Below are 14,337 nucleotides of genomic sequence, written 5' to 3' on the forward strand. Positions count from 1 at the left end.
GGCCAAGGCTGGATTCCGTTTATAAATATATTTATAAACTGTTTTTTTACATTTACCAGCGTTTTTTTTACCGCAGCGGACGAATGATCGGTAGACCGCGTCTCCAGAGCATGGATCCGCGAGCACGCGGGCGCACGCCGGTGGCGGGCACGGCAGCGGCGTTGATGGGGAGAAGGACGGACAGCGCGAGCGGGGATTTCCAGGCCAGCGGCCGAGCAGGCGCTCGGTGGCGCGCCGCGGACAGTCAGCGCACCCGGGATAAGGCGGAGGGATCAGGCGGGGGGCGTCGTCGTCCCGCCATCGAGGCAGAAAACCGCATGGCGCCGGCGGCGAATGGCCGGCCGCGCAGGGGACTCAGATCAAGGGGCTGTGCCGCACCGGCACGCCGCCATCAGGCCAGCAGCTCCTGGGGCAGGGTTGCCACGAAAGAGGCGAACCCCTGCACGCCCAGCCCCGGACTCAGGTGGCGCACCATCGCCGTATAGGCGGCCGCGCCATCATGGTTCAGGATCGCCTTGACCACGTCCATGTGCTGCGCCCACGAGGCCTGCAGGTGGCCGATAGCGCCGAAGGCATGCTGCCGATAGGCCCCGGTTCGCGCGCGGATCTGGAAGATATGCTCGCGCAGGAACGGATTGCGCGAGCCGCGGTAGATGCGCTCGTGGAACTCCTTATTGGCCGCCTTCCAGGCCTCGAGATCGTTGGCCTCGACGACCGGGATGGCGGCGTCCAGCACCTGCGCGAGCTGGTTGCGCTCATCCTCGGTCATGCGCTCGCAGGCCAGCCGGGCGCACAGCCCTTCCATCTCCGCGAGCAGCTCCCAGAGGGACAGCAACTGCTGCAGGTTCATCTTGGTGACGATCATGCCGCCACGCGGCTGGCTGGTGAGCAGTCCTTGCGCCTGCAACTGCAGCATGGCCTCGCGCAGTGGCGTGCGCGAGATCTGGTACTTGCGCATGAATTCGGCCTCGTCGATGGCCGTGCCCGGCGGCAGGTCGCCGCTGCGAATGCCATCTTCGATCGCTAGCCTGATGCGTTCAGCTGCCTTCACTGGTGCCTCTCTCCTGGACTCGTGGCGGATATTGGATATCTGAGCGAGTCATAAATATACCAATACCGCCACTCGTGCAGCCAGTCAGGCCGGCGCCGTGCTCAGGTCGAGAATGCGCCGGACATCCGCAAGGTTTTCCAGGTCGTCGAGGGTGGCCAGCAGTTCGGCGCGCTGGGCCGCGCCGATGACCGCCGGCGCCGAACGCAGGCAGGCGTCGAACTTTTCCACCTGGCGCTCACGCACCAGCGGGCGCTGCGGATGGCCGAGGACCGCCGGCAGTTCGATGCGCAGTGTGCGGCCATCCTTGAGGATCACCTCGACCGACTGCGGCCCCAGGGCATTCTCGTCGCGCATGCCGTTGTCCAGCACCTCGACCCGCTGGGCCAGGGCCAGCCGCTCGGGATCGACCAGCTGGTCGGCATCGAAGTCCTCGATGCCCACGCTGCCGGTGAGCAAGGCGGTGGCGACGCAGTAACCCAGGCACAGCTTGGCGTAGCCCACGTTCATCCCTCGCACCGCGGGTCGCCCGACCAGGCGCACCACCAGCGGCGGCACCAGCACCCGTACTTTCTCGACGTCCGCCGCATTGAACCTGTCCTGGGCAAGCAGGGTCATGACCCCGTCGATGCCGCCGTGACAGGCGCGGCCGGTCGGAAAGGGCTTGTGGCTCATGCGCGCGATCTGGAAGTCGCGGCCAATGCTGTCGCTGACCCTGGCCCAGTCGGGCTGGCCATCGAACAGGGCGAAGTAGCCGTACTGCCCTTCAAGAATATCCTTGGGGCCGACGAAGCCGGCTCGGGCGAAATCGAATGCCGTGACCGCCGCGCGGGCATTCAGCCCGACCTGCAAGGCCACGGTCGGTGTCCCCTCGATATGCGCCTGCATGGTCCCGGACAGGTGGCTGTACATGATGCCCAGGGCGTTATGCAAAGTCGCCCGGTCGAAGCCGGCGAGCTTGCTCAAGGCCGCAGTGGCGCCCAGGGCCCCGCACATCGCCGGCCGGAAGAAGCGCATCGGCGCGCCCTGGGCCATGCCGATGAAGGCCGCCACATCCACCCCGAGCACCAGGGCGAGGATCAGCTCCTTGCCGGTCGCGCCGCCCTTGCGCTCGGCCTCGGCGAGCAAGGCCGGCAGGATCGACGCCAGTGTGTGCACCACGGCGCGGTCGTGGACGCAGTCGAACTCCTGATTGTGAATCTGGTAGGCGTTGAGCATCACGGCCGACGGCACCGGCAGGCGCTCCCCGGAGCCGAGCACCCTGGCATCGGCCGCGCCGCCCCAGCCGAGGGCCACCTGCTTGACCATGGGGTTGCAGGGATGCCGGGAGCCGGAAATGCCCACAGCGATGCTGTCCAGGATGAACACCTTGGCGGCCGCGATGGCCGCCGCTGGCAGGTCGTCATAGCTGGTCTCACTCACATGGTCCAGCAACTGGGTAATAGCACTCATTGGTCGCCTCGAAACTCTCTTTCCAATAGGGGTCTACAGGACTACCTACATTTACATAGCCACTCTGTACACCAGAAAACACGGGGGCGCGCGGCCCAGTCCTCAGTACGGGTTGCTGCCCGCCCGCTGGAGCAGCCTGCGGGCGCGCCCGATCACCGGCGCATCGACCATCTGTCCATCCACCACGAAGACCCCCGCGCCGCCGCTGCCGGCCTCCAGCACGCGGCGCGCCCAGGCCAGCTCTTCGGCGCCGGGCATCAGCGCCTGATGAACGACGGCGACCTGACTGGGATGGATGCACAGCAGGCCGCCGAAGCCCATGTCGCGGGCATCTCGGCTGGCCCGGTCGAGCCCCGTCTGGTCCTCGATCGCCGGGAACACGCTGTCCAGCGGGGCGGCCAGGTTGGCCGTGCGCGACTGCAGCAGGATGGCATAGCGCGCCTGGTCGAGAATCCGCTCGGCGGCGCCGGTGCCGCTGGCCAGGCCGAGGTCGAGCCCCAGGTCCAGGGCACCGAACGACAGGCGCTCGACACCTGGCGCCTGGGCGATCTGCGCCAACTGCAGCAGGCCCTCGCCGCTCTCGATGATCGGCCACACCGGTTTGCCGCTGGCCGCGGCCTGGGCGACCTGCGCGGCACTCTCCACCTTGGGCAGCAGCACGCCGATCACCCCGGGCTGGCGCTTGCACAGGGCGAGGTCCGCCGCCTGCTCGGGATGACCCGGGGCGTTGATGCGCACCAGCAGACGGGCATTCGGGTTGCACGTCAGAAAGGCCTCGAGATTGGCCCGCGCCTCGGCCTTCAGGCTTTCCTGCACGGCATCCTCGAGGTCGGCGATGACCACGTCGGCACCGCTGGCCAGCGCCTTGGGGATGCGCTCCGGACGCGTGGCGGGAACGAACAGGGCGGAACGAATCATCGGTTTAGGGGTATCCATGGCGTCATCTCATCAGCACAACAATGGGTTCGGTGAGGGGTGGCGAATCGCCGGGCACGCAACGGAGGACACTGCTGCGGTCAAGCGCAGGCTGCGGCCGGCCGCAGCGCCGCGGTCGTCCGGCCACGACCGCGGGAGTTAGATGGCCGAGTGGGCGGTCCCTGCGCATGGCGGCGGCGTGGCACCGTCGGACAGGCTATGCAGGGAACACCCCGGCCACTCGACCAAACGCGTGGACCGCGACCCAGCCAGGTAGCCGCCGCTGCGGCGGGCTGTCCGGGTCGTGGCAACAACAAGTCCTGACGGCTCGGGGCCGGCCAACCGCCCGACGCCTGCGCCAGCGAAGCGCGCACTCAGATCAGCAGGGCAACGTCCGGGGCCTCGCGCAGCGCCCAGGCGCGGGCGATCAGCTCGCCGGCCCGGTCGGCGCTGACGGCGCCGGAGAACGCGACCAGGCGGCGGAACTTGTCCTCCAGTTCCTGGCGACTGAGGCTGTTGCCCGGGTCGCCCTTGGCAGCGTCTATGGCGCCGCGCAGCTGACGGCCGTCGAGCGTGACGACATCGACCCGGCCCAGCCAGCGCTTCGGGTAGGCGCCGTCCACCTCGGCATCCAGCTGCATGCGCACCTTGCCGCTGAACGCCACGACCCGCGGGTCGCGGTAGGCATGCTGGGCGAACGCCTCGACCCCGGCCTGGCCGTGCACGGCGACCAGTCCCAGCACCGCGCCCATGGAGAACTTGGCCTGGTAGGCGTTCTGCGGCGCCGGCCATTTGAGCAGGTCGATAGCCCCCTGGTGGACGCGGGCGGTAACCGCGGCGATCTGCTCATGGCTCAGCCCCTCGCGCTGCATCAGGCTCAGCAGGGCGTCGGCCGCCGGATGGGTGTGCCGGCAGGACGCGTGGAACTTGAACGAGGTCTCGCTCAGCGCCCAGCGGCTGCCCAGACCATCGGTCAGGCGGCGCGGGTCGGCGTCGGTGGACATGGCCACGGCCATGCCCTGCTCGCCTTCGAGGATGTTCTGCGCGGCGGTCAGGCCCTCCGCGGTCAGGTAGGCGGCGAGCAGGCCATCGGCGGCGGCCTTGGCGATGTGCAGCTGCTTGGAATCCGCGGCGTCACGCAGGAACTGCCAGAGGCCGGCGGCCTGGGTGCCGGCACTGCCGAGCAGGTGGATGAACTGTTCGCGGTTGAAGCCCAGCAGCTTGCCGACCGCCACCGCGGCGGCCAGGGTGCCCACCGTGGCGGTGGTGTTGTAGATGCGGTAGTGGGAGCGACCGAGGAACTCGCCGATGCGGATGCCCGCCTCATAGCCGGCGACCACGGCCAGGATCAGTTCGCGCCCCGACCTGCCGAGGTCCTGCGCCGCGGCGACCGCGGCGGGAAACACCACCGCCCCGGCATGCAGCACCGCGCCGTTGTGCACATCGTCCTGCTCCAGCATGTGCGAACTGGCGCCGTTGACCAGAGCCGCGAAGTAGGCCGAACTGCGCTCGCCGTTGGCCAGGATCTGGCTGCGCCCGGTGGTGGGCCCGATCTGCCGGGCGTAACGCTCGAACAGCGGAATCGGGTGCATGCCCTGGCTGGCCAGCGCGCACCCGAGCCAGTCGAGGAACAGCGCCTCGCTGCGCTCGATCACCGCCTCCGGCAGGTCGTCGTAGCTCAGTGCCGAGAGGAACGCCGCCAGGGTCTGGGTACTGTTGCTCATGGCCGGCGCCTCAGAACGAACGCGGCAGCTCGAGCAGGTGCTCGGCCACGTAGGACAGGATGAGGTTGGTGGAGATCGGCGCGACCTGGTACAGGCGGGTCTCGCGGAACTTGCGCTCGACATCGTATTCGCAGGCGAAACCGAAGCCGCCGTGGGTCTGCAGGCAGGCATTGGCCGCCTCCCAGGACGCCTTGGCCGCCAGGTACTTGGCCATGTTGGCGCTGGCCCCGGCGTTCAGCCCGGCGTCGTATTCCTCGCAGGCGCGCCAGCGCATCAGGTCGGCCGCCTCGATCTCGATATGCGCCTCGGCAATCGGGAACTGCACCCCCTGGTTCTGGCCGATGGGCCGACCGAACACCACCCGGTCGCGGGCGTACTGGCTGGCCTTGTCGATGAACCAGCGGCCATCGCCGATGCACTCGGCGGCGATCAGCGTGCGCTCGGCATTGAGGCCGTCGAGGATGTAGCGGAAGCCCTTGCCCTCCTCGCCGATCAGGCTGTCGGCCGGCAGCTCCAGGTTGTCGAAGAACAGCTCGTTGGTCTCGTGGTTGACCATGTTGGCGATCGGCTGCACGGTCATGCCGTTGCCGATGGCCTCGCGCAGGTCGACCAGGAAGATCGACATGCCCTCGGACTTGCGCTGCACCTCGGCCAGCGGCGTGGTGCGCGCCAGCAGGATCATCAGGTCGGAATGCTGGATGCGCGAGATCCACACCTTCTGCCCGTTGATCACGTACTTGTCGCCACGCCTGACCGCGGTGGTCTTGATCTTGGTGGTGTCGGTGCCGGTGGTCGGCTCGGTCACGCCCATGGACTGCAGGCGCAGCTCGCCGGCGGCGATCTTCGGCAGGTAGTAGCGCTTCTGCTCTTCGCTGCCGTGACGCAGCAGGGTGAACATGTTGTACATCTGCCCGTGCACGGTGCCGGAGTTGCCGCCGCAGCGGTTGACCTCCTCGAGGATCACCGAGGCTTCCGCCAGGCCCAGGCCCGAACCGCCGTACTCGACCGGAATCATCGCCGCCAGCCAGCCGGCGCGGGTCAGCGCCTCGACGAAGGCTTCCGGAAAGCCCTTTTCTTCATCGACCTGGCGCCAGTAGGCCGCATCGAATTCGGCACACAGGGCGCGCACGCCCTCGCGGATGGCATTGAGTTCTTCGTTCTGGTTGGGGTTCATCACTTGGCTCTCAGGTCGGTGCAGGAGCGGCTCCTGCCTGCGATGGATGGGGCGAGGGCAGCGCACTCGCCTGCTGGAAATCAGTCGAAATGCACCTCGCCGCGGTGGGCCAGACCGCCTTGGTCACCGGCCCACAACTCGGCACTGTTGGCGCCGACCCTGCGGCCACCAACCGTGAACGGCTGCGGCGCAATCAGCGGGCGCACGCCGCGAAAGGCGAAGCGCCGCAGGCGCGCCTCGGGGTTGGCGCGACAGAAGGCGCGCAGATTCAGGGTGGCGATCAGCGGTCCCTGCACCACCATGCCCGGGTAGCCCTCGGCCTCGGTGACATAGGGCCAGTCGTAGTGGATGCGGTGGGCGTTGAAGGTCACCGCGGAGTAGCGGAACAACAGGGTCGGGCTGGGCGTCACGCGTTCCTGCCAGTCGCCGCCCAGCAGCGCCTCACCGCTGCCGAGCTTGGGCGGCGTCGGTTCGCGGTAGACGATGTCCTGCTCCTCGCGAATCGCCAGGTGGCCGTCCTGCAGGTAGTCGTGGCGCAGGGTGACAAACAGCAGGGCGCCGGTGCGACCGCGCTTCTCCTCGATATGGGTGATGGTCGACACCTTCCTGGCCTCGAGGCCGACCCTGAGCGGGGCGATGAACTCGAGGCGGCCACCGGCCCACATGCGGTTGCGGTTGTCCGCCGGCGGCAGGAACCCCCCGCGGGCCGGATGACCGTCCTCGCCGAGGCCGTCCTCGTCGGCCGGCTCCTGGAAAAATGCCCAGTGCCACAGCGGCGGCAACGGTTCTCCGTAGGCAGGCGTCGGCTCGCTCAGGGTCGCGGCGATGCGCCTGACCAGGTTGAGACTGAGCTGATCGCGGGACTCTTCGGTACGGCCGATCCAGGCGGAGAAAGCGGGGTCACTCATGGCGTTGGGTTCCGATCACATGCTGATGTGCAGGCTGTCGTGCGCACCGCGCCGATCAGGCCGATGCCCTTAACTTGGCAACATTTTTGTGGGGCCTCGGCGAACCAGTCCAACTAATAAATGCGTACGCAGGGGATAGAAAAATCCTGTGGCCCCCGCGCCAAGCCGCGTCGCCATGGGCCTGGAGCAGCAGGCCCAGCGACGCGCGGGACAGGCTCAGGGCATCGCTGGCGGCCCAGGCGGTGGGCCAGCGTCGGCCAGGCGAGGCATGGGAAAAGGCGCGGGTGACGGGCCTGGTTTCGATCAGGCTGCACGGGGGAATGAGGCGCTGTCCAGGACTTCAGCCCGCCAGCGGCGACGCCGCCAGGTACGGGAGGCACCGGCCTTGCGCCGGTGTCAGAGGGGAACGCGCCAGGCGCGTCTTGGGCAGGCCAGGACTCAGGTGGTCTCCTGATCCGGGTCGGGCACCAGGATGGAAATCATCCCTTCGCCCATCTGCGCTCCGTATTCGCAGAGCGCCTCACAGGCGAGCGCGACCATGTCCTCGTTCAGCTCGAGGCCCGGCCCGGTGTGCCAGGTCGCCACCAGCCCAAGCGGCGGCGGCAGCGGCAAGCCGTCGAGGGTCGCCAGCACGCCGCGGCGCAGATCCTCGCAGACCACCGCACCGGGCAGCAGGCCGACGCCGAAGCCGGTGCGAATCAGGTGGGTGATGGCCGCCACGGAACTCACGCAACTGATCCGCGGCGCGCTGACGTTCGCCGCGTGCAGCAGGCTGAGCGTATCGAGGTGCGGCCGGGAGTTCTTCGAGAAGGTGATGATGCGCTCCTTGCTCAGCTCGGCGATCGACGCATAGCCGCGGTGATACAGCGAGTCGGCCGGCACGATCCAGTGCACGGGAAAGTTCGCCAGTTCCAGGTTGCGCACGCTGTCGCTGCGAACCATGTCGATCTGGAAGCTGACATCCAGGTAGCCCTTCTGCAGCTGGTCGTTGAGGTTGCGCGTGGTGTCGACCGTCAGCTCGATCTCCAGCGCCGGGTAGCGCTCCATGACCTTGGCGATAAACGAACTCAGCCAGCTATTGATGACCACATCGATGGCGCCGATGCGGATGCTGCGCTGCACGTTGCCGCTGTCGCCTATCGACTGCTTGAGCTCCTGCGTGGTGTTGATCATGTGCTCGGCGTATTCGAGCACCTTCTGCCCGGCGGGCGTCAGCGATACGCCCTTGGAGTCCCGCAGAAACAGCCGGGTGCCCAGCTCGTCTTCCAGCGCGGCGATTCGACTGGAAACCGACGCCTGGGTGGTGAACATCTTTTCTGCGGTCAGGCGAAAGCTCTTCAGACGAGCCACCCACACCAGGGTCTCGAGAAATTTCAGGTTCACAGCCGTATCGAACCTCTCAGTGATTCAGGCCAGTCGAAAATGCAGGGCTAGCCGATCATACACCGGGGAAGTAGGCAGACCTACGCGCCTTTGCCGAGGCACGGGCCATAGCGTTTTCTTATCGGGGGGTGCTGTTTTTTATCGTTAGACGATGACGCCATCCCCTTCCAAGAATGCGCGAGGGAACGGGCAAGCCCACAAAAACAACAGGCATAGAAAATGCGCCTTGCCAAACAGTGGTGAACCACCGCCGCGCGTTTTTGCTTCCAGGAGTACCCCGCATGACACCTCGCAATCGCATGGCTGCACTGCTGATCCTCAGCAGCGGCCTTCCCGGGCTGGCCAACGCCGACTTCATCAGCGACAGCAAAGGCAGCCTCGAGCTGCGCAATTTCTATTTCAATCGCGATTTCCGCCAGGACAACTCCCGCGACAAGGCCGAGGAATGGGCGCAAGGCTTCATCCTGCGCATGGAGTCCGGCTATACCGAAGGCACGGTCGGTTTCGGCATCGATGCCATCGGCATGCTCGGGCTGAAGCTCGACTCCGGCGACGGCACCGCCGGCAGCGGACTGCTACCGGCCGACCGCTCGGGTGGTTCCCAGGACGAGTACTCGAAGCTCGGCCTGACCGGCAAGATCAAGTACTCCAACAGCACGCTGAAGCTGGGCGACCTGCATGTCCGCAACCCGGTGGTCCAGGCCTCCGATGCGCGACTGCTGCCAGGCCTGTTCCAGGGCGGCCTGCTGAATGTCCAGGAAGTCGAGAACCTGTCCCTGCAGGGTGGCCAGCTAAACCGTATCAAGGCGCTCAACTCCAGCGACTACACGGAGATGAGCGTACGGCGGATTGGCGGCAGCAGTGACTCCTTCACCTTCGCCGGCGCGGATTACAAGCTGACCCCCGAACTCACCGCCAGCCTCCACTACGGGCAACTGGAAGACATCTATTCGCAGTACGTCGCCGGCCTGACCTACCTGCGTCCCCTGGGCGACGGCCAATCCTTCAAGGCCGACCTGCGTTACGCCAAGAGCCAGGACGACGGCAATTTCCGCGACCTCGACAACCGGGCCTTCGGCGCCATGTTCACCTACACCCTGGGCGGCCACTCCTTCGGTGCCGGCTACCAGCGCATGAACGGTGACGACCCCTACCCGTCCATCGCCGGCACCGATGCCTATCTCGTCAACTCCGTGCAGATCAGCGACTTCGGCAACACCAACGAGCGCTCCTGGCAGGCACGCTATGACTACAACTTCGCCGCGATCGGCATCCCCGGCCTGACGTTCATGAGCCGCTACCTGTCCGGTGACAATATCCGTGTCGGCACGAGCAACAGCGGCAAGGAGTGGGAGCGCAACACCGACATCGGCTATGTGATTCAGGACGGCCCGCTGAAGAACCTCGGTATCAAGCTGCGCAACTCGACCCTGCGCACCACCTTTGGCGATGACCTCAACGAAGCCCGTTTGATCATGAGCTACACCCTGCCGCTCTGGTAAGGCACGCCACGGCCGGCGGCGACTGCGCCGTCGGTCCTTTCAATCATTCCGCCGACAGCCAATGGAACTGAAGATTCGGCGCTCGCCCTGCCCTAAAGCCCGCCGACTCTTCAGCCCCAGGCGTCCGTACTCGTGCGGTGAGGAGTCAGCATGCACCTCTCTCTTTCCTGGAAACATAAGTTCCACATCCTGATCGCGATCGCCCTGGCGAGCCTGGCCCTGATGGCCGCCTCGTCGTTCTGGGCCAGCCAGCGGCTGAACGACTCGTTTCACGCGCGCGAAGCCGCCACCAGCTACGCCAGTGACTCGTTCACCCTGATGAACGCCTGGCTCAAGCAGGGCGCCATGCGCAAGGCGCTGAGCGCCGACAATGCCGACGACTTTCAGCAGCGCCTGGCCGGCCTCGAGCAACTCGCCGAGCAACTCCTGGCTCAGGCCCAGGGGCTGGATCAGCCGGCCCTGACCGAGAGTGCCCAGGAGGTGCAGGCGCTGATGCACAAGGAAGCCGATCTGCAGCGCACCTGGCTGGCGCTGCGCCAACAGCTGGGCCTGAACCCCACCGAAGGCGTGCGCCAGGAACTGTCGGCCAGCGGCGAAGCGCTGGAGGACGTCAGCATCGGCCTGATCCAGCCGTTCATCGCCGCGGCCCTGAGCGGCCAACGCAACTACCTGGCGACCGCGGACCTCACGTACGCGCGCAGGACCGAGGCGGCCATTGCCGACATGCAGGCCAAGATCCAGGAGTTGAACTGGCAGGAGAACCAGATCGGTCAGGCGGTCACCAAGTACGCCGAGACATTCGCCCAGGCCCATGGCCTGATCCAGCAGATTCGCGGCTTCGACGCGCAACTCGAGCAGCTGGGGCAGCAGATCGAGCAGCATGCCGATGAACAGATCACCCTGCTGGAGGAAGGCCTCCTCACCAGCACGGCAAGACAGGCGCAGGAAGCGCGCAGCTCCTCGAGCCTGATGATGGGCATCACCTTCGCCGGCGTAGCGCTGTTCCTGCTGATCACCCTGAGCCAGGCCTCGCGAACGCTGCTGAGCCAGCTCGGCACGGTCACCCAGCTGCTTACCCGGGTCGCCTCCGGCGACCTCACCGGTAGCATGCCGGTAGGCCGCAACTCGAAGGATGAATTCAACCAGCTGGGCGAGGCGACCAACCGGATGATCCGCGGCATTGGGCAGATCGTCGGCCATGTCGTCGACACCAACCAGCAACTGGGTCAGTTGCACAGCTACCTGAACGACGCCATGCGCCACCTCGGCGAGAACAGTACCCAGGTGGAGATGCAGACCGAGCAGACCGCCTCGGCGTCCCAGCAGATCTCGGCAACCATCAACGAAATGGCGCAGCGCACCTCAGACGTCGGCACCGCCACCCAGTCGGCCTACGACTCGGCACGCAAGGGCACCGCGATCATTGGCGCCAGCGTCGAGCGCATGGGCCGCCTGTCGAAGCTGATCCAGGCAACCCACACGCAGGTCGAACAGCTCAATCGCGCCAGTGGCAAGGTGGCGGGGATCATCGATGTCATCAACAGCCTGGCCGACCAGACCAACCTGCTCGCGCTGAATGCGGCGATCGAGGCGGCCCGCGCCGGCGAAGCCGGTCGTGGCTTCTCGGTGGTGGCCGACGAGGTGCGCACGCTCGCCCAGAAAACCGTTTCGGCCACCACCGATATCGCGCGCATCGTCGGCGACTTCAAACAGCAGACGCGCAGCATGGACGAGCTGATGACCGACGGCCTGGCCCTGGCGGCGGAAAGCGAACAGCACGCCGGCCAGGTGGCCGAGGCCATACAAGATATCTCCTGCTCGATGGAACAGCTCACCGCGGAAATGAACCAGGTGGTGGTCGCCATCGAGGAGATCTCCTGCACCACCGAGGACATCGCCGACAAGATGGAGGAAATCAACCTGCACGTGGGCGGGACCAAGGATCTGCGCCTGACACTGGACCAGCACACCCAAGGCCTGTCGGCACAGGTCGAGGCCTTGAGCCGCAGTGCGCGGCAATTTCGCATCGCCTGAGTCCAGCGGGCGCGCAGGTCACCGCCCCTGGGGGCCTCGACTGTCGGCGCAGTGCCAGGCGCAGACAGAAGCGGGGCAATCGGCAGCGCTTCGCTGTGCGCTGCAAGCCCGCTCGATGCCGCCCCCCCGCTGTCAGCGCCTGAACCGGCTCGAGCCACTGGCTCAGGCGCCCAGCAGCAGCGCCCCGGGACCGATGGGGCGCATCTCGTTGTCCTCGCTCTCGGCCGCCAGGTTGGCCCGGATCAGCCTGGCGATCTGGGCGGCCGCCAGCGGTCGGCTGAAGAGATAGCCCTGGCCGTAGTCACAGCCATGGGCGCGCAGGAACACCAGCTGCTCCGGCGTTTCTATGCCCTCGGCCAGCACCTCGAGACCCAGGCTCCGGCCCAGGCTGATGACACTGCGGGCAATGGCCGCGGAGCGCGGCTTGCTGAGCGCATCCTGGACGAAACTGCGATCGAGCTTGAGCTTGCTAACCGGGAAGCGCTGCAGGTAGATCAGCGAGCAATAGCCCGTGCCGAAGTCGTCGACCGCCAGGCCCACACCCAGTTCGCGCAATGCCTGGGTCGCGGCAATCGCCAGGTCGACGTTGCGCATCAGCTGGGTTTCGGTCAGCTCCAGCTCCAGCAGCTCGGCCGGAAAGCCTGAGGCCTCCAGCGTCGCGCCGACCCGCTGGGCGAGCTCTGCTTGCTGGAACTGCAGCGCGGACAGGTTCACCGCCATCTTCAGCAGCGGCAGGCCCTGCTGGTGCCAGGCGATGGCCTGGGCACAGGCCGCCTGAATCACCCACTCGCCGATCGGCAGGATCAGGCCGTTCTCCTCGGCCAAGGGAATGAACTCGTCGGGGCCCAGCAGGCCACGGCTCGGGTGCTGCCAGCGCAGCAGGGCCTCGACGCCGAAGATCTGCCCCGTGGCGAGGCGAACCAGGGGCTGGTAATGCAGCACCAGCTGCCCGCGCTCGAGGGCAAAGTGCAGGTCGCGGTTCAACTCCAGCCGCGCCACACTGCCGACGTTCATCTCTGCCTGGTAGGCGTGGATGCTGTTGCGCCCGTTCGCCTTGGAGCTGTACATGGCGACATCGGCATTGAGCAGCAGCAGCTCCGCTTCCTCGCCATGCTCGGGATACAGGCTGACGCCGATACTGCCGGTGACCAGCAGCTCCTGCCCGGCCAGCAGGAAAGGCGTGCGCAATTGCCCGGCGACCCGGTTGGCGACGGCGTCGAGCACCGTGTTGTCGTCGCCGATGTTCTCGATCAACAGGACGAACTCGTCGCCGCTTATGCGCGCCACGGTATCGCCTTCGCGCACACAGGCGCCGAGGCGCTCGGCCACCGTCTTCAGCAGTTCGTCGCCGGCAGCATGACCGAGGCTGTCGTTCACCGCCTTGAAGCGGTCCAGGTCGAGGAACATCACCGCGAAGCGCCCGCCGGCGCGACGGCTGCGGCGGATAGCCTGGCCAAGCCGTTCCTGCAGCAACGCCCGGTTGGGCAGCGCCGTCAGGGGATCGTGGGCGGCCTGATGGGCGAGCTTGTGCGACTCCGCCTCGAGGGTCTTGGCCAGGGCCCTCGACTGTCGCAGCTGCAGGAAGAACAGCAGCAGCAGGGTCACGCCACTGACCGCCGGCGCGGCGATCACCCAGTCGCTCCGGGTGTGGGCAAGGTGCTTGAGAATCTGATCGTTGCGCACTTGCGCGTTCATCATGAACTGCTTGGTCAGGTCCAGGAACCTGACCCGCGGCGTGCGCAGCAACGACTGGATGTGGGCATAGGCGGGGTCATACCGGTCGGGCCTGAGGTTGGCGATCAGCGGCTCGATCGAATCGAGCATGATCGCGAGACTGTCGACCGCCGCGCGCACCTCGGCAGACTCCGCCAGCTCGCGGTTGGCCTCGCCGTGATAGAACACCGGCAGGCGGCTGACCAGCAGCTCGTAGTCCAGCTGCACGCTCTCCAGGCCGACGTCATAGACCGGATCATTCATCGCGTAGTGGCGCAGGCTGCGCATCAGCCGCTCGACGTCCTCATAGGTCTTGAACAGGGTGTGGGTATGGTGGGCGATGCGCAAACCGGCGAGGTTGTTGGCCTGGCCCAGGTCGCGATAGGAGAAGTACAGCGACGTCATGAAGACCACCAAGGCCAGCGCCAGACGCCACATCCCGCTTTGCTGCCACCAGTGCCTGAGCATGGGGCGCCGCCCGCCG

General features: G+C 66.7%; 10 protein-coding genes. 2 read left to right on the forward strand and 8 right to left on the reverse strand.

The genetic code is table 11. The features are described 5' to 3' along the window. Positions 1-391 precede the first annotated feature (391 nt). The 7 genes from LPB260_RS19485 to LPB260_RS19515 form a co-directional block, all read right to left on the reverse strand. On the reverse strand, positions 392-1,051 hold the full coding sequence (locus LPB260_RS19485) for a GntR family transcriptional regulator (RefSeq protein WP_208707448.1): 660 nt from the start codon (positions 1,049-1,051) through the stop codon (positions 392-394). Positions 1,052-1,135: 84 nt separating this feature from the next. Next, complete coding sequence (locus LPB260_RS19490) at positions 1,136-2,500, reverse strand: MmgE/PrpD family protein (RefSeq protein ID WP_208707449.1); 1,365 nt, start codon at positions 2,498-2,500, stop codon at positions 1,136-1,138. 102 nt (positions 2,501-2,602) lie between these two features. Beyond that, positions 2,603-3,436, reverse strand: coding sequence for a CoA ester lyase (locus tag LPB260_RS19495; protein WP_256625495.1), 834 nt, complete (start codon positions 3,434-3,436; stop codon positions 2,603-2,605). 353 nt (positions 3,437-3,789) lie between these two features. Beyond that, the gene (locus LPB260_RS19500; RefSeq protein WP_208707450.1) at positions 3,790-5,139 is read right to left on the reverse strand and encodes an MmgE/PrpD family protein; all 1,350 of its coding nucleotides are present in this window, start codon (positions 5,137-5,139) and stop codon (positions 3,790-3,792) included. A 10-nt stretch (positions 5,140-5,149) separates the two neighbouring features. Then, entirely contained in the window at positions 5,150-6,313 is a 1,164-nt protein-coding gene (locus LPB260_RS19505; RefSeq protein WP_208707451.1) for an acyl-CoA dehydrogenase family protein, read from the reverse strand. An 80-nt stretch (positions 6,314-6,393) separates the two neighbouring features. Continuing rightward, complete coding sequence (locus LPB260_RS19510) at positions 6,394-7,221, reverse strand: MaoC family dehydratase N-terminal domain-containing protein (protein WP_208707452.1); 828 nt, start codon at positions 7,219-7,221, stop codon at positions 6,394-6,396. A 438-nt stretch (positions 7,222-7,659) separates the two neighbouring features. After that, positions 7,660-8,604: a LysR family transcriptional regulator gene (locus LPB260_RS19515; protein ID WP_208707453.1), complete on the reverse strand. Its 945-nt coding sequence runs from the start codon at positions 8,602-8,604 to the stop codon at positions 7,660-7,662. A 281-nt stretch (positions 8,605-8,885) separates the two neighbouring features. Here LPB260_RS19515 and LPB260_RS19520 point away from each other — a divergent pair, with 281 nt between their 5' ends. After that, on the forward strand, positions 8,886-10,106 hold the full coding sequence (locus tag LPB260_RS19520; RefSeq protein WP_208707454.1) for an OprD family porin: 1,221 nt from the start codon (positions 8,886-8,888) through the stop codon (positions 10,104-10,106). Positions 10,107-10,256: 150 nt separating this feature from the next. After that, entirely contained in the window at positions 10,257-12,140 is a 1,884-nt protein-coding gene (locus LPB260_RS19525; RefSeq protein ID WP_208707455.1) for a methyl-accepting chemotaxis protein, read from the forward strand. Positions 12,141-12,302: 162 nt separating this feature from the next. Here LPB260_RS19525 and LPB260_RS19530 read toward each other — a convergent pair whose 3' ends face one another. After that, positions 12,303-14,321, reverse strand: a complete 2,019-nt coding sequence (locus tag LPB260_RS19530) for a bifunctional diguanylate cyclase/phosphodiesterase (RefSeq protein ID WP_208707456.1) — start codon at positions 14,319-14,321, stop codon at positions 12,303-12,305. Between the last annotated feature and the right edge of the window lie 16 nt (positions 14,322-14,337).

The organism is Pseudomonas sp. LPB0260, assembly GCF_013388395.1.